Here is a 21,189-nt window from a genome sequence, read left to right on the forward strand (position 1 = left end):
CAGAAAAAGATAAAGCGGCCAGATCATAGCCGCTTTATCTTTCTTAAGCTGTCCCGGCAGCAATAAAACGGGAAGAGAGCTATGAAATTAAAGTTTTTCTAAACGTGACAAAGAAGTAATACCTTCCAGTTTTAAACCTCTGGTTACCGCAGAAGTTGACGGGTTATATTGGTAGATGTAGTATCCATCTGCCGTTTGTGCTGCTATAGAAACTATTCCATTTTCAACCAGCACATTTTCTATAAAGCTGCCGCTGATACTTTTAGGGATATTCAACTTGGTTTTAGTTTGGTTTACAACATCTACTACATAGTAATCAGCGATATATCCAACGCTATAAGATTTATAGTCTGTAATCTGAGTTTTATCTATGAATTTTACGATGGCTTTTCCGTTACCGATGTAAAATAATCCCATGGCTTCTTCTTTATTTCTGTCTGTTAATTCATAGAAATAGTCTGGATCAATTTGCGAAGCTCCGTTTTTTATACGGTAAATACCGAATGGCTTATTTTTATTCGAAGTTGTCCAGATATTTGGAGATGCGATAAAATAAGAATTACCATTTTCTACGAATGAGTTTGGCATATTTAAAGAATAATGCTCAGGTAAAGTGAACCTTGTATCTTTTGTTACTTTCACGTTATTCATTGCAGGATAATCAAAGGTAGCCAGGTAAGTTGTATCTACCGAAAGATTGTCACCACCATTTGCATTTTGTGTATAGGTAAGGTTCACTTTGTTATCAGTAATCGTAGCTGCATATCCCCAGAAATAGTGATCCTTAAGTAATCCCGGAACATTTATTTTACCGCTGGCAGTAATGGCCATCGTCTCTACATTAAGAATGGCATATTCAAATTGAACCGATCCGTTCGAACTGAACAGGACAAGCGTTTTATCATCTTTCCATTTGTAAAAACTAGCATAATATGCCCAGCTGATTTGCGTAAATGGAATTTCCTTAACAACAGTATTAACTTTATTGTTAGAGGTATACTTTACCAGGTTACCTGCATCGTTCATTCCATAATAAAATCCGTTTCTGGCAGTTATTGTAGTCAGAGTCGTTGCTACTCCTGTTCCTACAAGGGTTGCAGTACCACTTGTTAAAGAGCCTGTCTGCAAAATATATTCAGCAGCAGGTGATCCCGAAGATACTCTCAGACTGTAAGTACTCTGAACTACAGGAGGATTTTCGTCCGTTGTTTTGCTGTCGTTTTTTTTACAAGCAGAAAGTCCTGAAATAAGTACGACAGCTGCAAGTAAAGGGAAAAGTTTATTGACTGTTTTTAACATGATATTGAGTTTGTTTTAAGGATAAAATGGTGTTTGTTTATTGATTATTTAATGAAGTAGCGCAGTTTTACATAAAATGACCTGCCTGGTTTTTGCAATCTGAAATTATCATAAGCGATCACATTGGTAACGTTAAAAGACTCGGCAGAAATATTATACCTGCCATTCTTAAATGAATAAGCCAGGCTTGCATTATGCGTTAATTGACTTGGTATTTTATTATTGGATTCTTTGCTGCCCAGTGATTCCCAGGTTAGATAAAACCAATGTACATATTGAGTTGACCAGTTAAATTGCAGGCGTGAATCTTTACCCAGCAGATCATTTTTACCAATGCCAATGTTGGCATTTCCATATACCCACGGCTGATTAGGTATTTTATCCCTGAAAGTGGCATCTTTAATTGTCGTACTACCGGCCTGAAATTCCTGGTTATTCCTTGCATTCTGGTAAGTTGCATTCACAGAAACCTCCAATAGCTGGCGATAGTTGTAGCTCACTTCACCTTCTACTCCACTAATTTCTGCTTTACCTACGTTCAGATAGTTAGAATATCTGCCAGCAGGTACAGCCATATAAATAAAGTCTTTCGCATTTCTATAGAAATAAGAAGCATCAAAAGCAATTCTATGGTCATTCATCTGGTAATGATAATATAAGCCAACATTGATATTGTCACTTTTCTCCGGCTTTAAGGCCGTATTTGAGACCACATTTATACCGTCACCAAATAACTCATCAGGCTCTTGCAGACGATAAGCATGCTCAAACGAAGCTTTAATCCCTGCATTTTCATTGATTTTAAATCTGGAAGCTAATCCATAACCGAAATTATCCTGATGCGTCCGGCTGTCTGCATTTTCCCATCCGCTGGAGCCCCCTAAAGAAACTGCATTGGGTACAAAAGCACCATATCCGTAGTATTTTACAAATGGTGTAATGGTCAGTTTGTCGTTCCATAAAGTGCGCTGATAAGCAAAGCCCACAATGTTTTTTGTGATCGTATTCGGAGTAGCGAATGGATTATCTTTTAGTCTGCCCAACTCTTCCTTAGCGGAACGGCTGAAATGGCTATAACTATAATTCAGATTAATACTTTGCTGGTCATCAATCTTATAAGCCATGTTTATCCTTCCGATAGCTGTATTATTCTTATAACGGTAGATAGTTTTTACACCTCCGATTTCGCCGGCAATCTCTTCTGGTTTTACAATTCCTCCCCATCCATATTTATAACCTGAAGTATCCGTTACATGTGATTTTGTAGTAGAATAAGAAGCTGTTGCATTTACTGACAAACCCTTTAACAGAAAATCATTTTTCTTGTATTTAAGGCTGGGCAGGAAAAATTGCTCATTATTAGTCGCACCGCCATAAACAATATTCTGACTTGCGCCGGTCTGTATTTCTTTATACAAAGAAGAATAAAGGAAGCCCAGAGACAATTGATCAGCCCATGATTTATTAACTACACCTACGTCCATTTGTCCCATTGTAGACTTATAAGCATCATGGAAACGATAAGCATCTTTTTGAACAACCGCCCCGCCTTCATTGACCTGTATCGGTGCACCATATTCCGGATTGTTACGCATTAAATAATTATTGTCCGAATAATTATGATAACCACTAAAGTTGAAAATCAGTCCGCTTTTATCCGTCGTAAATCTACCTGCAAGCGCAGCGCGGCTCGTATTGAAAGACCCATAACTATAACTCGCATCCAGAAACTTTTTAGTATGCTGATCTGTGACAATATTTATAGCGCCACCTAATGCGTCTGAACCCAGCTCTACAGGGACGACGCCTTTATAAATCTCAATTCTTTCAGCAAGGTTAACAGGAATATTGTTGAGTGACATTGCACTTCCAAAGGTTTCCATTGGAATACCATCCAGAAAAAATTTAACTTGTTTACCAGAAAGGCCATTCATTGTGAATTTGAAATCAGAACCTAATCCGCCCTGTTCTCTGATTTTAATACCAGCACTTCTGTTCAGCACCTGGTTAAGATCAGCTGTAGTATTAGCAAACTTTTTAAGGTCGATCGCATTTACAGCAAACCCCGATTCCTTGATTTCCTGACTTTTTGTTTTACCAGTAATGGCAACATTATCAAGTTCCTGAAAATTCTTCTTTAAATTGAAAGATAAAGAAACTTGCTGTCCGGATTTTAAGGATAATGACTTTGAGCTGGATACATACCCCATGTAAGAAGCGATAATCGTATAATTACCGGGCGATATCCCCTTAAGTTCATAGTATCCGTCGTTGCCAGTAACAGCTCCGGTTTTCGTGTTTTTTAAGAACAGCGTAGCACCTGTGATTACCGATGTACTGTCTTTGACATATCCTGAAATTGTAGCTGGGTTTTGTGCGTATGCAGCGAAGGATAGAGCCGTTATAGCTAATGAAAGTAGAATTTTTCGAAATGACATTATTTTAATATGGGTGTGTTTATACTGTTAGTAGCATAAAAACTACTTTCCCGAAGGTGTAACAGTAAAAAAATATTAAAATAAATTAAGGCACTAATTCAGCTGGTCAGCCCTTAGGATGAAATCGGTGTCTCCTGCTAATTGAAGGCCCTTTTTTAGCGTGCCATTGCTCATATTATAGATCCAGATATAATTGCCATTTAACGTAGAATTTACCGCGATGTAGGCAAGATTGTCTTTGACAATTACACATTCTCTTCTTGTCCCTTTATCCAGAGGAAGATCAAGTTTTTTTATCTCTTTTTTTAGCAGGTCGAGCACATAAAATTCGAAATGCGCTGTACTGTAATGATCACTCAGACCTTTAAATAAGTCCTTTCTTTCACTTCTGATAATAGCTTTATGGTTACCAAGATACCAGATTCCATAAGCATGGTTTTGAATTACAGAACCAGAAATATTAAAAAAGTATGATTTATCTATAGTTTCCTGTCCTGCATTGATCCGGAATATTCCTGTAGGCAATTCCGGGCGGTTGCCTAATGCAATTCCAGGACAGGACATAAAGTAATAGTTTCCCTGTTCATCATTGAAAGAATAAGATTGTATCGTATTGGTTCCTCCCGGAGAAGTAGAGCGGGTATCTTTATCCGTTTTGATTAACTGCATTTCCGGATATTTAATAGCGGCCACATAAGTTGTGTCACTGGTGCTGTAATTCGAAGAACTTAATTGCTCATTATAAGTATATCCCAATAACATCTTATCTTTTCTGAGTTCAACAAAGCCAATTGATACCGAAGTGAATTTTCCCGAAGGACGGGCTATATTAATATCGCCTGCTGCGGTCTGTTGCATCTTAGCGGTATTCACACTAATATATTTGACTTGTGTATAATCGCTTTTGTTCAAGCCTGTCAGTAATAAAGTATCATTAGAAATCCAATTACAATTCTCTATAGAAAAGTCTTTCAATGGCATAGCAGCCAAAAGAATCAACTTACTGCCATTCAGTTTATATTTTTCGAAGGATGCCTTTTTTCTGCTTAAGTGATAATAATAACCCTGGTGTACAATAATATCCCTGTCCATTATGTCCCCATCGAGTAAAGCACCTTTATCTTCCGGCCGCACCAATCCGCTGTTTAAAGAATCTGTTTCCAGCAAATATTCTTTTCCATCTTTACCAAGGATATACATACTGTATTTTTTCTTTGACGGACTCAGGTCCTGGTGGTTATTTTGATTACAGGAAACGCAGCAGAAAAGGATCAATAAGCAAGGCAGCAGAAAAGTTTTTACCGGATGATACATTGTATTTTATTAGGAGCGTATTAGATACTAAACTTATTCATCAGCTGTTTTTGAAGTACTGGTGGAAGATCCATCAGATTTCTTTGATTGATCAGGATAAACCTGTCATATCCGGATTTTCCATTCATAGCGATATAGGTTTGCCCTGTCTTAAAGGTCATTTTTCCTTCTCTTCCGCCAATGCTTAATTCAATATCTTTTTTGGGTGAGATAATAATACTTCCGGAGAAATCAATACTACCTGTCTGGTAGTTAATTTTTGCGGTAGATTCTGGTGCCAGCGAAATGCAATAAGCTCTGGAATCAATATGTCTTACTTTTAATAAAGAAGTATTATTTACTGATACTGGTCCTAATGGATCCGAAGGAGTATAGTATAAATGATAACCAGTGAGCGAAGACAGACCGATAACCAAAATAGCAGCAATCATTCTTGTCCAGCGCATAATTCTGGAAGATTTGATCAGGATGAAAGTTGGTTCTTCTTTTATTGCGGGTAATTCAGCTGGTAGAATCTGCTGAATTTCTTCCCACATTTGTGTTTTGATTTCAGCTTTGTTTTCTTGTACAGGAAGTTGCAGCTCCAGATCGGTTTCTTCAGAAAATAGCCATTCCTCCACGAATTTGCTTTCTTGCAGATCGCATTCGCCAAGGTGATATTTTTCGATAAGTTCTTTACTTATTTTCATACAGGCTATTCCTAATACAAACTTAGGCAAAATATAAGATCCTGTTTGAATTAATTAGTGTAATTAGCAAGATTGAGTTTAAGCATATTCGTTGCTTTGGAGATGTGATATTCCACTGCCCTTTCTGAGATTAGCAGGTTAGACGCTATTTCTTTGTTGCCTAAGCCATCCTCTCTGCTCATTTTATAAACTCTTCTGCATTGGCATGGAAGGCGGTCGACCAGGAGATTTACTTTTTCCTTCAGGCTATTGAAAAGAATATGTTCTTCGGTGCAGTTTGTTGACATCGTACAGCTTTGCATTTTCATTCCGATGTGTTTTTCTCTGCTAACCTTATTTCTGATGTACTCAAAAGTCTTGAACTTCGCAGAACGAACAAGATAATGCTCCGCTTTTTCAAGTTCGAGGTTTTCTCTTCTTTCCCAAAGTGATTTGAAAATGTCCTGAACCATTTCTTTTGCAGGCTCCATTTCGCGAATGTTATTGTAACAGATCGCGTAGACTTTTTCCCAATAAAGCGTGTAAATCCATTCGAAAGTTTCCTTATCGATATGAAGCATGCCTGATGAATTTATATCTTTTATTGTTGCCAAGCCGGAATTGTATAATATGCGCCAAATATAGATTATTTATAATGATTATAAATAAATTAGTTGAATTATCTTTTTAATTAGCTATGCAATTTCCTGGATTTAGCTATTAACAATAATTAACATTCAGGTTAAATAGTGTTAATTATTGAAATTGTTTTTTTTCTTCTGTCTACTTTTAACAGATGAAGCTAATTTTAGTGCAAATATTACTGGTCTTTATAGTAATGATACATTTTTTGTCGGTGAAAGGTCAGTCTCAGCAAATGTTAAAGGGAGTTATATTTGAAGAAGGTACTAAGACAAGAGTGGGAGGGGCATCGGTTCATAATCAAAGAACTGGTTATACGAATCCAACTAATAACTTCGGTTTATTCGATATTTTGGCACAAGAAGGAGATACACTTCAGATTTCTCTGGATGGGTATTTCGATAAGAAGGTCAAAGTAGAAAATTTAAAAGATTTGATTATTTATCTCAGAGCCTCATCAACTCAATTAAAGGAAGTAAAGATAACCGGACAGTCAAGATTACAAGGTTTGCGGGATGCCCAGGCTGATTTCAAAGCTAAAGGGATTTTTTCGAATGGTAAACCATCAGCAGGGATGTTGTCGCCACTGGGAGGCAGCCCGTTAACTTATTTGTACGAAGCTTTTAGCCAGGATGGAAAACGGGCCAGAAGGTTAGGCCAATTCATCGCACGTGAATCTGATTATACCGAGGTAGCCAGCAGGTTCAATAAAGAAAAGATTAAGCTGCTTATTCCGATCAGGGATGAAGATATGGAAGAGTTTAAATCAGCTTACTGGCCCAAAACTGAGGACATCCGGAAATGGGGTGATTATGATCTTCACAATTATATTAAAAAATCTTTTGAGGAATTTAAAAAAACTAAAGGCTATATGTAATTCCATAGGTACCTTTGTCGCATAAAATTTCTAAGGATCATGCGTATCAATCGTTTAATCTCCATTGTTATCTTCGCCACAGCTGCAATTACATTTACAGCCCGTGCTTCAGTTACTATCAAAGACCTGAATTCTATTAAAGTCATACCAAAAGATAGTATCCCCAAATCATTATTTACCGTTGGTATAGGCGGTGGCCTGATCGGCGGTCTGTATGATGGTTTTTATCCTTATAAATCACTTAAAAAACATGGTAATTTTGGGCTTGGCGCTCCCGATAAACTTGATGGTGAGTTGATGATTTTTCAGGGGAAGGTTTATAAAACTCAGCATACCGGTAAAACAGCACTGGTAGATGACCGTGATTCAACTTCATTCTCGATGGTCAACTTTTTTCGTGCCGATAAGAAGCTGAGTCCTCCGGCGGGTATGGATAAAACAGCATTATTTCATTACCTGGATAGTGTGCTGACTAATGTAAACGGGATGTATGCCATTCATATCAGTGGCAAATTCAAAGCGGTGAAAACGAGAGCTTTTCCACCTGTAAAAGCGCATCAGCATACCCCACTCGCTGAAATGTTAGCCTTACAACGGTTTTTTGAATATAAGGATTGTGAAGGAGATCTGATCGGTTACCGTCTGCCTTATTTTATGGATAACACAAATATTTCAGGTTATCATTTTCACTTTCTATCGACTCAGAAAGATGCCGGTGGTCATATCATCGATCTTAAAACTGATAACATTGTGATTGAAATCGAGCAATTGGATAGTTATACTGTACAGCCTCCTGCGACAAAAGATTTCGAACACTTTGACTTTAAAAAGAATAGAGAGGAAGATATTAAAAGTGTAGAGCGCGGAGGAAAGAACTAACAGATTAAAAAGATTAAAATCCGGAGACTAAAAAAAGACCTTTCAATATTGAAAGGTCTTTTTTGTTTTGCTGCGTAATAATTATAGTTATTGAAATGTATAGACATCTTTTGGTTCATCTTTCAGGAAAGATCTGTTATAGCAAGTTTCTGAGTAAACTACTTTACCATCAACAAGCAACTCTAAATTTACATTTCCGCCATCGGTGATAAAACCCTCAAATTTTATTCCGTCACCTTTTTTAACTGTTCTGGTAAACTGTTTGGAAAACGGGGGAATGATCTCAGGTATAATTGTCCATGCCTTATCATTAGGAGTAAAAAGAACGTTTAGAGTTGATTTTACTGTTGGATTAGCAAGGCTTACCCTGTATTCAATATTTACCTCTTTTGAAGCTGGTGCTGGTGTATTGTTTTTTTCTTTTTTACAAGAACCGAAAAGGACAATTAATCCAACACAAAAAACAACTGGAAATTTGGAACGGTTTGCTAACAAAAGTAATGGGTTTCTCATTTGACGTTTTTTAAATGAATGACAATAATATTTAGTAATAAAGTCATTAAACGCAGTTGTATAGTCAAACCCCTATTTAATTAAATATAGTTTGGGGTAATTAATCTTACGGATGCTGAGATTGTAGATGACAGTTAAAAATATTATTAGTAATAATTTTAAGTCACTAACCATCTATAATTACTGAATTATGAAAGAATCAATCATTCCTGAAATCATTGGTAATGCGTTCGAAATTATTAAAAAGATAAATATTGACCCTAAATCAGTTGTCTGTACTTTATTGTTTATTCCTGTTTTTTTAGTCTTAAAACGTTTAGTGGTAAATTATGTAAAGGAATGGAGTGAATATTTAATAGATGGATCGATGTATTTTCTTAGCAGACATATTAAACAATCTCTTGCTTCATCTTTAAGCTTAAAACGATATTGTAAATTGCAATTAGGAAATGAAAGCATAAAATTTCTAAACATTCCATCAAGTTTTGATCTATGCTTAGACATTGACAAAATCTTTGTAAATCTAACTATTAGCTACAATCAGGAACAGGAAAGCGATCTTAATCACCGCGATTTCTTAAAGATTGGCAATCGGATAAAGGTTATGGGAGATCCTGGATCGGGAAAATCATCTTTAATTAAAAAGGTTTTTAGAAATAACTGTCAGTTAGCTATAAAAAGGACAAGAAGAGCAAAACTTCCGGTATTTGTAGAGTTGAAAAATGTAAACCCGGATAAAATAAAGGAAAGTGATTTAGGCAAATGGTTTTTACGACTACATCCGGGAAGAAGTGGCAAAGAACCAAGTTTATAAAATTCAGGATTGTTTTGATAACTATGCCTGCAATAAAGGATTGCTCATACTTTTAGATGGATTGGATGAGGTTTCATCCACAAACTACAATAAAATTTCTGAATGTATAAATGGACTGAGCCGTGTTTTAAATGATCTTAGTGAAAGTAACACTATAGTGCTCACTATGAGAACTCAGTTCCATCAACAAGTGAAAATGGATTTTTCGGTAAACTTTCCGCACAATACCTTTTTAAAACCTTTCACACCATCACATATATATGAATTTCTGTCCAGATGGCGTTTTGATAAGAATACAGAACAAAATATTTCACGTGTTTATAAAGATCTGACAGACGGCCTACCTTAAGAGAGATGTGCAGCAATCCTCTCGTACTGTCAATGTATGTTGCGGAAGATCAGATATCTAAAGGGAATATCTCTCCGGAATCCAGAACACAATTTTATAAAAAGATCACCGAAGAATTGATCTTTAAAAGACGTTTAATGCAAAAGTCAAATATTCCAGGTTCTTATTCTTCTCTTAAAGAGCAAAGAGAACGTATTCTTGGACGGATTGCCTATGAACATTTAATCAACATTAATGAGTCTGGTAATACATTATGCTGGAAAAATGCCATCCGGATAATCAGGGAAATTCTAAATTGTGATGAATTAAGGGCAAATGATGTTTTCAACGAAATTGCAAAAGAAACAGGGCTGATTACAGAAGAGCGGTATCAGGAAACTTTTAGATTCATACATCTTACGTTTTGTGAATTCTTAGCTGCCTTTGAAGTTGCGCAAGGTATTACACTGGGTTGGGATGAACTTCTGAAATATCACAGGAAGTTTTTTAGTATGAATATTGAAGGCAAATTAAGACTCATAGAGGTAATTCCCTTTGCAGTTGGGTTATTGTCCAGGGTAAAACGTGAACAAGCATTATTTGATGTAGCTAAACTCAATGATTCCACATTGATGTCAAGATGTTTTCTGGAGACCAAGCTATATAATCATAAAACCTGGCCTGCATTTATTACCAATTCGCGAAAAAATATTTTAGCATACAAGCAGGGTGATTTTAATGAAAAATGGCTTCAAGATCTGCACGTATTTAATGTGGTGGTTAGAGATGCTAATCTATCGGCAGAAAATATGGGAATCAATCAAAACATTGATTTAAGTGAGTTTTATGAAAGTTTATTAGATCAGGAAAAAATATCATTAAGCCAGGTTCTTTCCTCTTTAGCCAGGCAGGATGCAGCAGCAGTTTTTCGGTTAGCTGAAATAGGAAATATAAATTTGTTAAAAGACTTTCCCTATATCATTATTCAGAATTGTGATCAGCCTCCTTTTTTAGGATTGGTTAAAGAAAAAATAATCGAAAACAACAGCAGTAATGCTGAGGACTGGGCGGCATTGTTAAGCGAAGCTGCCCTGCAAAAAAGATTAATCAGTGACGTGCTGGATGAAATGCGATATAGTGAAGAATTATATAATAAAATCAATGAGGACGATACCTATAACATTTGGTACTATAAAACATTGCTTCCTGAAACATTCTTGACACAGTGTATCACTTTGGCAACTAAAAGTAAGCTGGATACCACTTTAACCAAGGGACTTAATTTACTATTTAAAATAAAATCCCCAAGTGAGAATCCTTACAGGATGTTATCTGCTAATGCTATTTTAAAGATTGCATTTGGTATAGTCCTTATTCTTTCTTTCTATACTTCTTTGTCTAATATGTCTTTAGACTTTTTTATTACTAAAAACTATAGCTGGTTTTCATGTATATGTGGGATTGTATATATATCTACCTGTATTGTAATCAGCTATCGGTTTAATATCTTAAATATGTATAGGTCTGCAATTAATAGGGATATCATTACAGATCAGCTTCCGGATGAGTTGATTTACAGAGTTTTTTCTATGATGGTAATCTCTTTATATAGTTTGATCCGGATTGATAAAAAAGAAAAAGAAACATTGGAGGCCCTGGTTAAACTTAGAGGGAAATCTTAAACAGGACTCCTGTTTCTTGATTAAATAGTTTCTATCTTCTGATGGAAACGTCAATTATATTATATAATTCTTTAACATCATCTAATGATAAATTATTGAATCATAAACTACAAAAACTTGATAGTCTGATACAGGCAACATAATCATACCGGCGTCAAAACATTTCCAGAAGATTTTAGTTATATGATTATTCTACTATCTAAATCTAACTCGATTGGCTGCTGAACAACAACAAAATGTCGTTAAGGGATTTAACGTCGTCAAATTATTACTAATCTTCGGCCTGAGTTTGCTTTTGGCTGGTGAAGGCTATTTTGGTTATCGGCTGCACACACTTTCAAATCAGCAGGAAGAAATTAAAGAAGATTATTCTGATATCAATAATATTACTTTCGGGCTATTTTCAGTTGATCAGTGGCATGACAAGGTAGCGGGTATTATTAACCACCAGGTGCGCCATTTTACCATGACCCCAAAACAAAAGAAGCAACTTCAGGTGGAAGTTGAACAAATCATTCTTGCTTTGATCAATAAAGCAGAGGCAATGGTCAATAAACCACAAAAATCAATAGGTGGAAAATTGAAGAAACTGGCCATTAAAACGTTTGTAAATACCGATAAAATAAAAGCTCAGGTTCCTGAGTTTGCTAAAACTATAATTGCAAAGATAGATAACCCGAAAAGTAAGAAGCAGTTAAGTGCAATGGCTATGGGGAAATTCACAGCTATTGAGAAAACGGATAGTACTACAAAGGCAAATAACGAGGCGATTAGTAAAATGTACCGCAAGTATCATGTTTCTACCCGTGATGAATTTAATGATAGACTTACTGCATCACTGGACAGCATCAGGACAATTACCTATAATTATTCTTTTGGTATGCTGGGTTGCATCCTGATTGTGTTATCGCTGTGGTGGATATTCCGGAAAAAGGTAGAGTTTCATGCTATCCTTTTTGTCATGTCACTGATGTTTGCCTTTGTTCTCCTGGCAGTTGGTTTAACCGCATCAATGATCGAAGTTGACGCCCGTATCAAGTCACTCGATTGTGTATTGTTAGGAGAACATGTAATTTTCAAAAACCAGGTCTTATTCTTTCAAAGTAAAAGCATCCTTGATGTAGTAGAAGTTCTGGTGAAGCAACCTGCTATTGATTCCATACTTGTCGGCATTTTAATCCTTGTTTTCAGTATCCTGTTTCCGATCATGAAATTAAGCTCTACTGGTATTCATTTATTAAGCAAAAGGAAGCTGGCTGAGAATAAATTCATCAAATACTTTGCATTTCAATCGGGTAAATGGAGTATGGCAGACGTGATTGTTATTGCCATATTAATGACTTATATAGGCTTAAATGGTTTATTAGAGAGTCAATTGTCAAGTCTTAATATTCAAAGTGATTTTTTAACCATCCTGACAACAAATAATACGGCTTTGCAGCCAGGTTATATCATATTTATCAGCTTTGTGTTGTATGGTCTTATTTTGTCTACCATTCTGAAATTTATTACGCCGTATGACTCGCATTAAAAAAAATACAACGGTTAAAAAATTTGGCCTGCCCAATGTGATACTTATTATTGGATTAAGTATCCTGCTTTGTGGTGAGGCTTATTTCGGTTACCGCCTGCATACAGATTCAATGGAGCAGGAGCAGATTAAAGAGGATTACAGCATGTCGAATAATATCACATTCGGACTTTTTTCTGTTGATCAGTGGCGTGATAGGATGACAGAAGTTATCAATCACCAGGTGCATGATTTTACGATGACCAGTGAACAAAAAAAGGATTTGCAGGAACAAGTAGAGCAAGAGCTTCACGGTCTCATCACCAAGGCAGTTGCAGAGATCAATAAGCCGCAAAAAACTTTGGGTGGTAAACTGAAAAAACTCGCATTCAATAGCTTTGTGGATGCTGATGACCTGCAAAAACAAGTACCGTCTTTTGCAAAAACAATAATCGATAAAGTGAATAGCCCTGCAAGCCATAAAAGGCTAAAAAGTATTGCCACGAGTAAAGTTGAACAGCTTGCAAATGAAACTTATGATAGTACTGCTGTTGCCAATACTGCGGTTACAAAACACCTGTACAAAAAATATCACGTTTCTAATCCAACTGAATTTAATAAAGAGATTGATTCCCGGTTAGCTGCCATTCGTACTGTTACTTATAATTATGCTTATGCTATGCTGGGCTGCGTTTTGGTTGCTCTTGGCTTGTGGTGGCTGATGAGAAAACACGTACAGTTGCAGACTACACTTTTTGTGATGTCGCTATTATTTGCCTTTATCCTGTTAGCAGTAGGCGTAACTGCATCTATTATAGAAGTAGATGCACGAATCCAGACACTGGATTTTATGCTGCTGGGAGAGAAGGTTACATTTGAGAATCAAGTGTTGTTTTTCCAAAGTAAGAGTATATTGGACATCATAGAGGTGTTGGTGAAACAACCTAAGCCTGATGCCATTGTAGTAGGTGTGTTAATGCTTTTATTCATTATTATTCTTCCCGTTTTAAGAATAACTGCTAAGGGGATTCATCTGTTAAGTGGTAAAAAGCTGGCTGAAAATAAAGTAGTGAAATATTTGACTTTTGAGTCTGGTAAATGGGATATGGCCGATGTGATGGTCGTAGGTATTCTGATGACTTATATAGGCTTGAACGGAATTCTAAAAAGTCAGTTGTCTAATTTGAATATTCATAACAGTTTGTTAACTACTACAACTGTTAATGACACTTCTCTGCAACCCGGATATTTCATCTTTGTGGTTTACGTAGTCTTTGAAACTTTGTTGTCCTATATTCTTAAAAGAATAACAAATGATAATGTGACCGATCAGGAGAGTGATCCTCTGAGTTAAAACATTATCAATGGCAGGGTTCTTTTCTGCCATTGATAATGTTTTTATAATTATCCCTGATTATAAATCTCTTAAACCACCGTCTAATAGCAGCTCAGCGCCCAGCATAAATGCAGAGTCATCAGAAGCCAGGTAAAGTGCAGCGGCTGCTAATTCTTCAGCGCTACCGATACGTTTAACCGGAGTGAAATTACTAAACGATTCCTTCATCGCTTTTGCTTCCTCAGGATTAGTCGTAATTGTATTGAATACAGGCGTATCAACCGGGCCGGGAGTTAAGGCATTTACACGGATTTTACGTTCAAGCAGGTCAGCAGAGAAACTTCTTGCCAGTGAGCGTACAGCAGCTTTGGTTGCTGAGTAAGCTGCATGATTGGGAATACCTTTTCCGTTTACAGTTGAAGATACCAGTACAACTGAGGCTCCGTCTTTTAATACTGGAAGTGCTTTTTGAACAGAGAAGAATGCACCTTTGAAGTTAATGTCGCTTACTTTATCAAATTGCTCTTCAGTAAAGTCTGCCAATGGGCCAAGCACGTATACACCAGCATTAGCGATCAGTATATCTACTTTTCCAAATTTTTCTTCAACCGTCTGGTAGATCCTGGTCAGATCGTTTAAATTGGAAACGTCACCCTGGATACCCAGTCCGTTTGGACCAATTTCCACCAAGGCTTCGTTAATGGTCTGCTGATTACGGCCAGTGATAGCCACTTTAGCACCTTCTTCTGCAAAACGTTTAGCTATTCCTAATCCGATGCCGCTGCTACCCCCGGTAATAACGGCTACTTTATCTTTTAATTTTTGTGACATTTTTTGATATTTTTATATCACAAAGTTGCCGGGAACTCTCTGAAAAAAAGATGAACTATCTTATGAAATACAGGTGAACTAGTTCACTTTTTTTCTGACCTTATCGTTACGGATCCTGGATAAAAATTCCCTGGTCATGTTCAGGTATGATGCTAAAGCATATTGAGGGAGACGTTGCGCGACTTTAGGGAATTTTTCGACGAATTCATTATACCGCTGTTCTGCATTTTGTGTAAGATTGGCGGTGACACGGCGGGCATAGAAAGCAGCGGACTTTTCGGCCATTATACGGAATAACGTTTCCAGTTCATGACTGGATGTTTTCAACTGTTGTTCTGTGTCATAATCGATCTGTAACACAAAGCTATCTTCCAGGGCGACCACAAATTGCGTTGCTGGGGACTGATAGATATAGCTATTGTAATCTGAGATCCACCAATCTTCTATAGCAAACTGGATAGTGTGATCGTTCCCCTTTTCGTCAATTACGTAGGAACGAAATGCACCTTTTAATATATACATCCGATGTTTTGCAATAAAACCCGGCTGGATAACAAACTGTTTCTTACTTACCCTTATTAATTTAAAGGCAGCCAAAAGTCTTTCCAGGTTCTCAGGAGAAAGCTGAATTTTTTTAGATACATTTTCAATAAAGGGGGCGATGTCTTCCATTTTCGATTTTCTTGTGATTGCGATACAAATTACATCATATTGCTTTAAATAACCTTTGTTAACGGGTGAATTTTGACGACTAAATGAATAAGATGTTTAAAAAATAATTCCTTGATTTGCTTACAAGCTTCAGGGGTTTGCATACATGCACGAAATTTAGCTTACCGACCTTTGAATCATGGAAATAAAACAAATAGCATTGGGCAGCCAGGGTTTGGTTGTGCCGTTGATCGGGCTGGGCTGTATGGGCATGACTGGTTTTGAAGAGGCGCATATGTATGGTCCTGCGGATGAGCAGGAAGCCATTTCGACGATCCAACATTCACTTGAATTGGGTGGTAATTTCTTAGATACCGCCGATCTGTACGGACCGCTGAAGAATGAGCAGTTGATCGCTAAAGCGATCGGTGGTAAACGTGATCAGTATATTCTGGCGAGCAAGTTTGGCTGGGAGATCGATGATAACAATAAGGTAACCTGGGCCATCAATGGTAAGAAAGATTATGTGAAGAAATCTTTGGAGCGGTCGCTCAAAAATTTGAATACGGATTACATTGATCTGTATTACCTGCACCGCCTGGATAAAAATACACCGATCGAGGAAACGGTTGAGGCTATGGCTGAGCTGGTTCAAGAAGGTAAGATAGGTTATATCGGTTTGTCGGAAGTTTCTTCTGAAACAGTTAAGCGGGCGCATGCCGTGCACCCGATCACTGCCGTCCAAAGCGAGTATTCTTTATTCGAGCGGACCGTGGAAGAACGTGGGGTTTTGGCGACCTTAAAGGAATTGGGGATTGGTTTTGTAGCTTACTCACCGCTGGGCCGTGGATTTTTATCCGGACAGATCAAAAGCATCGATGACCTGCCTGAGAATGATTTCCGCAGGGCAATCCCGCGTTTCCAGGGTGTACAGTTCGACAAGAATATTGAATTGGTGAAAGCTATAGAAGTAATGGCAGAAGCCAAACACGTCACTTCTTCGCAACTGGCTTTGGCCTGGATCATGAGCAAAGGGATCCTGCCGATCCCGGGAACGAAGCGCCGGAAGTACCTGGAGCAAAACATTGCGGCAACAACTATTGTATTAACTCAGGCAGATCTATTACAATTGGAAAGTATCGTGCCTTTAGGTACTGATACCGGCGCGCCTTATGATGAGTTCAGTATGGGTTTAATTGATTAATTTTGTTTATGAACGCCATTAACACCATATCGGAATTTCACCGTTTGCTGTCCTTAACTGAACCTCGCCACCCGCTGGTGAGCGTAATCAATCTCGCGGAAAGTGTTTTTTTGAAAGATGAGATATGGAAAGGTTTCGTTAACCGTTTTTATTGTGTGGCGCTAAAACGCGAAGCCAAAGGCAAGATCAGGTACGGACAACAGCATTATGATTACGATAAAGGAGTATTGAGTTTTACCGCGCCTAACCAGGTACAACAACTGGAGCTGCAAAATATGGAATGCGGTTCCGGTTATCTTCTGATCTTTCACCCTGACTTCCTGTTACAGCATACGCTGGCGAACAGCATTCATCACTACGGTTTTTTCGATTACGCCGTTAATGAAGCGCTGCACCTGTCGGCTGGGGAAGAAGATGACCTGATCACGATCCTCCATAAAATTGATAAAGAGTGCCAGCATATCGATAAGTATACACAGGAGATCATTCTGACGCAGATCGAGAGCCTGCTAAAATACTCCAACCGCTTTTATGAGCGGCAGTTTTTGACACGCAAGAATAATAATTCAGCGCTGCTGACCAGGTTCGGGCAGTTGATTGATGACTACTTTAACGGCAACGTACAGGGTTTGCTCACTGTACAACATATTGCTGCGCAGATGAACCTGTCACCGAACTACCTGAGTGACCTGCTTCGGGTTCATACCGGGCAGAACACACAGCAGCATATTCATGAGAAACTGATCGCGAAAGCCAAAGAAAAACTTTCCACGACCAGTCTTTCGGTCAGTGAGATCGCCTATGCCCTTGGCTTTGAACACGCGCAATCCTTTAGCACACTTTTCAAAAAGAAGACGAACTTATCGCCATTGGAATTTCGTCAGGCTTTTAAATGATTGCCAGGGACAAACTTGGGTCCGGAAAATATTTATTTCAAAAACATCAAGTACCTATAATGAGAAAATATATAAGGGCTATTCTAATTTTCATCATTTTCTCTAGTCTATTTGGAGGAGCTTATGCTTTTACATCAAGAGATATAAATCCACTATTAAGAGACTATCTGTTTTTTGGAATACTTCCTGTATCAGGTATATCTGTACTTATATTGGGAGGCATGTTAATCTTTGATAATATCAAAGAAAGTTAGCGTAGAAGCAATGTAAAACGTATAAATAAATTATTATAAATAAAAAGGCTCCTGAGTTCATCTCAGGAGCAAAAAATGAGCATATTACTTTTTGTGCCTTACTGACAAAAGTAAATCAATTTTAAGGAGTTATTGTAGAATAAAAAAAAGTATATGGAAACTATAGAATCCCTAAAATGGCGTTATGCCGTTAAAAAATTCAATACGAATAGCGTCTCAACAGCAGACTTAAATCAAATTCTCGGCAGGATCAAAAAAAAATATTATTTTCATTTTTAAGTTGTTAAGCCGCAGTATCCTATTGCTGTTAATGCAGGTAGTGGACTTGTATACCAAGCTAAACACCCGATAAATCCATCGCAAATACTATCGTAAGCTTGATCAAAACATTTTCTAAAAGGTTTTTTGCCCTTATTTGAAATTTCTGGATTGTTTAAAAGAGGGTCATTGTTTTCACGCTCCACTACGGTAACTAATTTTCCTTTTTCGAATGTTTTTGTTGTTTCAAACCCCTCAGATGTTATTATTATTATTCCATTACCATCTGTATCTACTTGGTTTTCAACAATAGCCTGAAAATCGATAAAATTAGAAACAAACATTTTTTTGGCTTTTCTATCCTTAAATGGTATTGAGTACATATCCTTTTTCTCATAAGAGAATTTATATCCAGAATTCTCTATTTTCTCAGTTAGGGAAGAGTTTAACAATTTAAGATAATTTTCTTGCGTTTTGATGTTATTTTCAATACTCATTTTATAATGATTTTGGAGTATTTTAATAGCATCTTCGTCACTGATCTTGCTATTTACATTGGATTGTTTCATGTGATTTGTTTGAATCACACCACTTTCAGGAGAATTTTCATGTTTTCGACAAGAGCTAAGGCATGCTAATACAAGCATTGAACTTAAAAAGATAATTTTTTTCATAGATTTTAAATTTATAATTTGGTTAGATTTAAATATAGTATTAAAATACATTATTTCCTCATATTAGCTAAAAATTTTTATAATTACACTTAATTTAACCCTGGGTAGGTTCAATAGCTATAGTTGTTTTAGTTATATACCCTGTTATCTGTAGTTGTGAATGGTTTTAAATTCCTTGTATATGCCTCAAAATTTCAAGACCATATCTTTACCTAAGGGTTGCTGCTGATATGTTTGCTATGCTGGTTAAAATTGAGCTTGGTCTTGAAGTGTGGCCGGAATTTTTTTTCAGCACAGAGAGTCTGTACCGGTTCGATAATGCAATACCCGTAGCAATGGATGGTAAGGTACTGAAGATCGCAATAAAGCAAGAGGTAAGCATTCACATGAAAGGAAAAAGCTGGCATAGCTCAGGTACCGGAATACAGCGGTTTATGGATAAGAATAATCTGGCTTTGGCAAATGGCTGGGTGATCAACCGGAGAACTCCAGCGGATCTGTGCACCTCTGAAACAATCAACTTAATTAAAGCAATGATGAAACTATACGATATTAGTGTCCCTTAATTAACTTGGCCGGAGATATGGATACCATAGCATTGTCATTATCCCAGTAATAAAATATTCGCTGCTCATACTCGTTTTCGAATACATCAAAAAAACGGATTGAACATTCTTTTTCAACAGTAAGAGCCGGATCACCATTCTCATCATAATTAATTCTAATTGGTAGCATGGGAAGAAAAGAAATCAGTACTTCACCAGGATATGCGACATTAAAGCTATACTGAGTGGAAATAAATTCTTCACCAAATAAATAGCAGTTGAAGAAGTGACAATTACTATAATCCAGTCTGAAACTGTTCCCCATACATCTGCATTAAAAGCGACGAAATTAATTATTTCCATTAGCGTTTAGTATTTAACCAATATAGAGAAGTAAAATCTAAAATCAATATATTTGAATATGGGAATAACTACAATACAATATTTAGAAGCTGATATTATAAAAGTTAAGAAAGATATAACCGTAAATTTAAATCATCATCCGTCAAATAGGGAAGTTCTTGAAGTTTTAAAGCAGCTGTCAGAAGAACATAACTCACCGTTAAAAGTTATTGATATGAGAACTAAATATAATCCATTAGTAATAGAAGTCGATTTATCATGATGACATACGAAGAAATACCAAAATTAGGATCTATGAAGACAATGATTTCCGATGAGGATCGCCGAAAGTTTCAAAATCCCAGTCTTCCAATTTACACCGCATTAAAACCTTCCTCTTTACTCTGTCGTCAATTATATACTGTAGGAGTACTGAATGACATCCATCAGCATAAGTTTTCTGTTTATAAAAGTGGAGCTTTAGACTAGCCTGTATTGGTGTAAATGGTTGAAATAGTAGAAAATCAGTGTGGTGTAAATATAGACAATGTTTACTTGTGTTAGATAGTGGCTCAATTATTTTAAATAATGCCTTTAAAACAGAAAGGAGCGACATTTAGTCACTCCTAACTTTTAAACTCGTGGAGCCGAAGGGGTTCGAACCCTTGTCCAGTTGCGTGGCAAATTATGCCTTCTACATGCTTATTTTCCACTCTATTTTCGGGATCAGACGGGCCGGAAACCTACCTTGCCTTTCTCCTTAGGTATTTTATCTTACAACTGTACCATACCTTACAATTGCCAGCGTAATTATTTCGATGCCCCTGATTCCGGCCTAAAAACGCGGCAGCCAGAGGGACAAAAGCTATTTAATTCTAAATTAAGCAGCTAAGGCGTAGTTATTTTCGCCAATCAAAGTGTGAACGTTCACTTTAAAGTGCTCCCCGTACAACGCACTGCATGCTAACATACGTACCTCCGCCCTGTCAAATCCAAAACGGCCCCAATACTTACAAATATTTGTGGTTAACTACTCCTTTTCAAATATCCAGTACAAATTTACGAAATATTATGCCAATTTCTATATAAAAGAGTCATTTAGGCCATTATTCCGGAATCCGTTTAATAATCAGTAGCTTACATTATAGATTGTGACTATTAGCTATAGAGATAATTGATTGTGATTATTTCATCCAATATCATAAATTTATACTGCTCTGCAATTATCGGAGCG

At 37.0% G+C, this 21,189-nt stretch carries 21 protein-coding genes and 1 other RNA gene; 11 read left to right on the plus strand and 11 right to left on the minus strand.

The window, feature by feature from the left end; all coding sequences use genetic code 11:
• Nucleotides 1–87: 87 nt before the first annotated feature.
• The 5 genes from HDE70_RS01025 to HDE70_RS01045 form a co-directional block, all read right to left on the minus strand.
• Complete coding sequence (locus HDE70_RS01025) at nucleotides 88–1,299, minus strand: DUF4374 domain-containing protein (RefSeq protein WP_183867541.1); 1,212 nt, start codon at nucleotides 1,297–1,299, stop codon at nucleotides 88–90.
• 44 nt (nucleotides 1,300–1,343) lie between these two features.
• A complete protein-coding gene (locus HDE70_RS01030; protein ID WP_183887480.1) occupies nucleotides 1,344–3,737 on the minus strand; it encodes a TonB-dependent receptor in 2,394 nt (797 codons plus the stop codon).
• A gap of 93 nt (nucleotides 3,738–3,830) precedes the next feature.
• The gene (locus HDE70_RS01035) at nucleotides 3,831–5,051 is read right to left on the minus strand and encodes a DUF4374 domain-containing protein (RefSeq protein WP_183887482.1); all 1,221 of its coding nucleotides are present in this window, start codon (nucleotides 5,049–5,051) and stop codon (nucleotides 3,831–3,833) included.
• A gap of 20 nt (nucleotides 5,052–5,071) precedes the next feature.
• A complete protein-coding gene (locus HDE70_RS01040) occupies nucleotides 5,072–5,740 on the minus strand; it encodes a hypothetical protein (RefSeq protein ID WP_183887484.1) in 669 nt (222 codons plus the stop codon).
• Between the two features lie 50 nt (nucleotides 5,741–5,790).
• Nucleotides 5,791–6,300, minus strand: a complete 510-nt coding sequence (locus HDE70_RS01045) for a sigma-70 family RNA polymerase sigma factor (RefSeq protein WP_183887486.1) — start codon at nucleotides 6,298–6,300, stop codon at nucleotides 5,791–5,793.
• 215 nt (nucleotides 6,301–6,515) lie between these two features.
• On the opposite strand from HDE70_RS01045, the gene HDE70_RS01050 reads away from it, so the two are divergent.
• Both HDE70_RS01050 and HDE70_RS01055 read left to right on the plus strand, forming a co-directional pair.
• A complete protein-coding gene (locus tag HDE70_RS01050) occupies nucleotides 6,516–7,238 on the plus strand; it encodes a hypothetical protein (protein ID WP_183887488.1) in 723 nt (240 codons plus the stop codon).
• Between the two features lie 39 nt (nucleotides 7,239–7,277).
• Nucleotides 7,278–8,117, plus strand: coding sequence for an acetolactate decarboxylase (locus tag HDE70_RS01055; protein WP_183887490.1), 840 nt, complete (start codon nucleotides 7,278–7,280; stop codon nucleotides 8,115–8,117).
• 87 nt (nucleotides 8,118–8,204) lie between these two features.
• Here HDE70_RS01055 and HDE70_RS01060 read toward each other — a convergent pair whose 3' ends face one another.
• The gene (locus HDE70_RS01060) at nucleotides 8,205–8,630 is read right to left on the minus strand and encodes a hypothetical protein (protein ID WP_183867547.1); all 426 of its coding nucleotides are present in this window, start codon (nucleotides 8,628–8,630) and stop codon (nucleotides 8,205–8,207) included.
• 190 nt (nucleotides 8,631–8,820) lie between these two features.
• Here HDE70_RS01060 and HDE70_RS01065 point away from each other — a divergent pair, with 190 nt between their 5' ends.
• The 5 genes from HDE70_RS01065 (at nucleotide 8,821) to HDE70_RS01085 (ending at nucleotide 14,318) form a co-directional block, all read left to right on the plus strand.
• Complete coding sequence (locus HDE70_RS01065; RefSeq protein WP_183887492.1) at nucleotides 8,821–9,444, plus strand: hypothetical protein; 624 nt, start codon at nucleotides 8,821–8,823, stop codon at nucleotides 9,442–9,444.
• A complete protein-coding gene (locus HDE70_RS01070) occupies nucleotides 9,422–9,793 on the plus strand; it encodes a hypothetical protein (RefSeq protein ID WP_183887494.1) in 372 nt (123 codons plus the stop codon). The genes HDE70_RS01065 and HDE70_RS01070 overlap by 23 nt, the downstream gene beginning before the upstream one ends.
• A 32-nt stretch (nucleotides 9,794–9,825) precedes the next feature.
• Nucleotides 9,826–11,454 (plus strand): NACHT domain-containing protein, encoded by a 1,629-nt coding sequence (locus HDE70_RS01075; protein WP_183887496.1) that lies wholly within the window; start codon nucleotides 9,826–9,828, stop codon nucleotides 11,452–11,454.
• Nucleotides 11,455–11,668: 214 nt separating this feature from the next.
• Nucleotides 11,669–12,985, plus strand: a complete 1,317-nt coding sequence (locus HDE70_RS01080; protein ID WP_183887498.1) for a paraquat-inducible protein A — start codon at nucleotides 11,669–11,671, stop codon at nucleotides 12,983–12,985.
• Nucleotides 12,972–14,318, plus strand: a complete 1,347-nt coding sequence (locus tag HDE70_RS01085; protein ID WP_183887500.1) for a paraquat-inducible protein A — start codon at nucleotides 12,972–12,974, stop codon at nucleotides 14,316–14,318. The genes HDE70_RS01080 and HDE70_RS01085 overlap by 14 nt, the downstream gene beginning before the upstream one ends.
• 60 nt (nucleotides 14,319–14,378) lie before the next feature.
• Here HDE70_RS01085 and HDE70_RS01090 read toward each other — a convergent pair whose 3' ends face one another.
• Entirely contained in the window at nucleotides 14,379–15,131 is a 753-nt protein-coding gene (locus HDE70_RS01090) for a glucose 1-dehydrogenase (RefSeq protein WP_183867889.1), read from the minus strand.
• Between the two features lie 78 nt (nucleotides 15,132–15,209).
• Nucleotides 15,210–15,803 carry a Crp/Fnr family transcriptional regulator gene (locus HDE70_RS01095; protein ID WP_183887502.1) on the minus strand — a complete coding sequence of 198 codons (594 nt, stop codon included), beginning with the start codon at nucleotides 15,801–15,803 and terminating at the stop codon, nucleotides 15,210–15,212.
• A 178-nt stretch (nucleotides 15,804–15,981) separates the two neighbouring features.
• Between HDE70_RS01095 and HDE70_RS01100 the strand changes: the two genes are divergently transcribed.
• Together HDE70_RS01100 and HDE70_RS01105 are read left to right on the plus strand one after the other, a co-directional pair.
• A complete protein-coding gene (locus HDE70_RS01100) occupies nucleotides 15,982–16,986 on the plus strand; it encodes an aldo/keto reductase (protein ID WP_183887504.1) in 1,005 nt (334 codons plus the stop codon).
• A gap of 8 nt (nucleotides 16,987–16,994) precedes the next feature.
• Nucleotides 16,995–17,882 carry a helix-turn-helix domain-containing protein gene (locus tag HDE70_RS01105; protein WP_183887506.1) on the plus strand — a complete coding sequence of 296 codons (888 nt, stop codon included), beginning with the start codon at nucleotides 16,995–16,997 and terminating at the stop codon, nucleotides 17,880–17,882.
• A 529-nt stretch (nucleotides 17,883–18,411) separates the two neighbouring features.
• Here the strand turns inward: HDE70_RS01105 and HDE70_RS01110 are convergent.
• Nucleotides 18,412–19,068 carry a hypothetical protein gene (locus HDE70_RS01110; protein WP_183887508.1) on the minus strand — a complete coding sequence of 219 codons (657 nt, stop codon included), beginning with the start codon at nucleotides 19,066–19,068 and terminating at the stop codon, nucleotides 18,412–18,414.
• A 239-nt stretch (nucleotides 19,069–19,307) separates the two neighbouring features.
• Here HDE70_RS01110 and HDE70_RS01115 point away from each other — a divergent pair, with 239 nt between their 5' ends.
• Nucleotides 19,308–19,634 carry a hypothetical protein gene (locus tag HDE70_RS01115; protein ID WP_183887510.1) on the plus strand — a complete coding sequence of 109 codons (327 nt, stop codon included), beginning with the start codon at nucleotides 19,308–19,310 and terminating at the stop codon, nucleotides 19,632–19,634.
• A gap of 183 nt (nucleotides 19,635–19,817) precedes the next feature.
• On the opposite strand, the gene HDE70_RS01120 is transcribed toward HDE70_RS01115, so the two are convergent.
• Nucleotides 19,818–19,976: a hypothetical protein gene (locus tag HDE70_RS01120; RefSeq protein WP_183887512.1), complete on the minus strand. Its 159-nt coding sequence runs from the start codon at nucleotides 19,974–19,976 to the stop codon at nucleotides 19,818–19,820.
• A 58-nt stretch (nucleotides 19,977–20,034) separates the two neighbouring features.
• Between HDE70_RS01120 and HDE70_RS01125 the strand changes: the two genes are divergently transcribed.
• Nucleotides 20,035–20,238: a hypothetical protein gene (locus HDE70_RS01125; RefSeq protein ID WP_183887514.1), complete on the plus strand. Its 204-nt coding sequence runs from the start codon at nucleotides 20,035–20,037 to the stop codon at nucleotides 20,236–20,238.
• 356 nt (nucleotides 20,239–20,594) lie between these two features.
• On the opposite strand, the gene ssrA is transcribed toward HDE70_RS01125, so the two are convergent.
• Nucleotides 20,595–20,960: a transfer-messenger RNA gene (gene ssrA / locus HDE70_RS01130) on the minus strand.
• Nucleotides 20,961–21,189 lie beyond the last annotated feature (229 nt).

It is taken from the genome of Pedobacter cryoconitis, from assembly GCF_014200595.1.
GTDB lineage: Bacteria > Bacteroidota > Bacteroidia > Sphingobacteriales > Sphingobacteriaceae > Pedobacter > Pedobacter cryoconitis_C.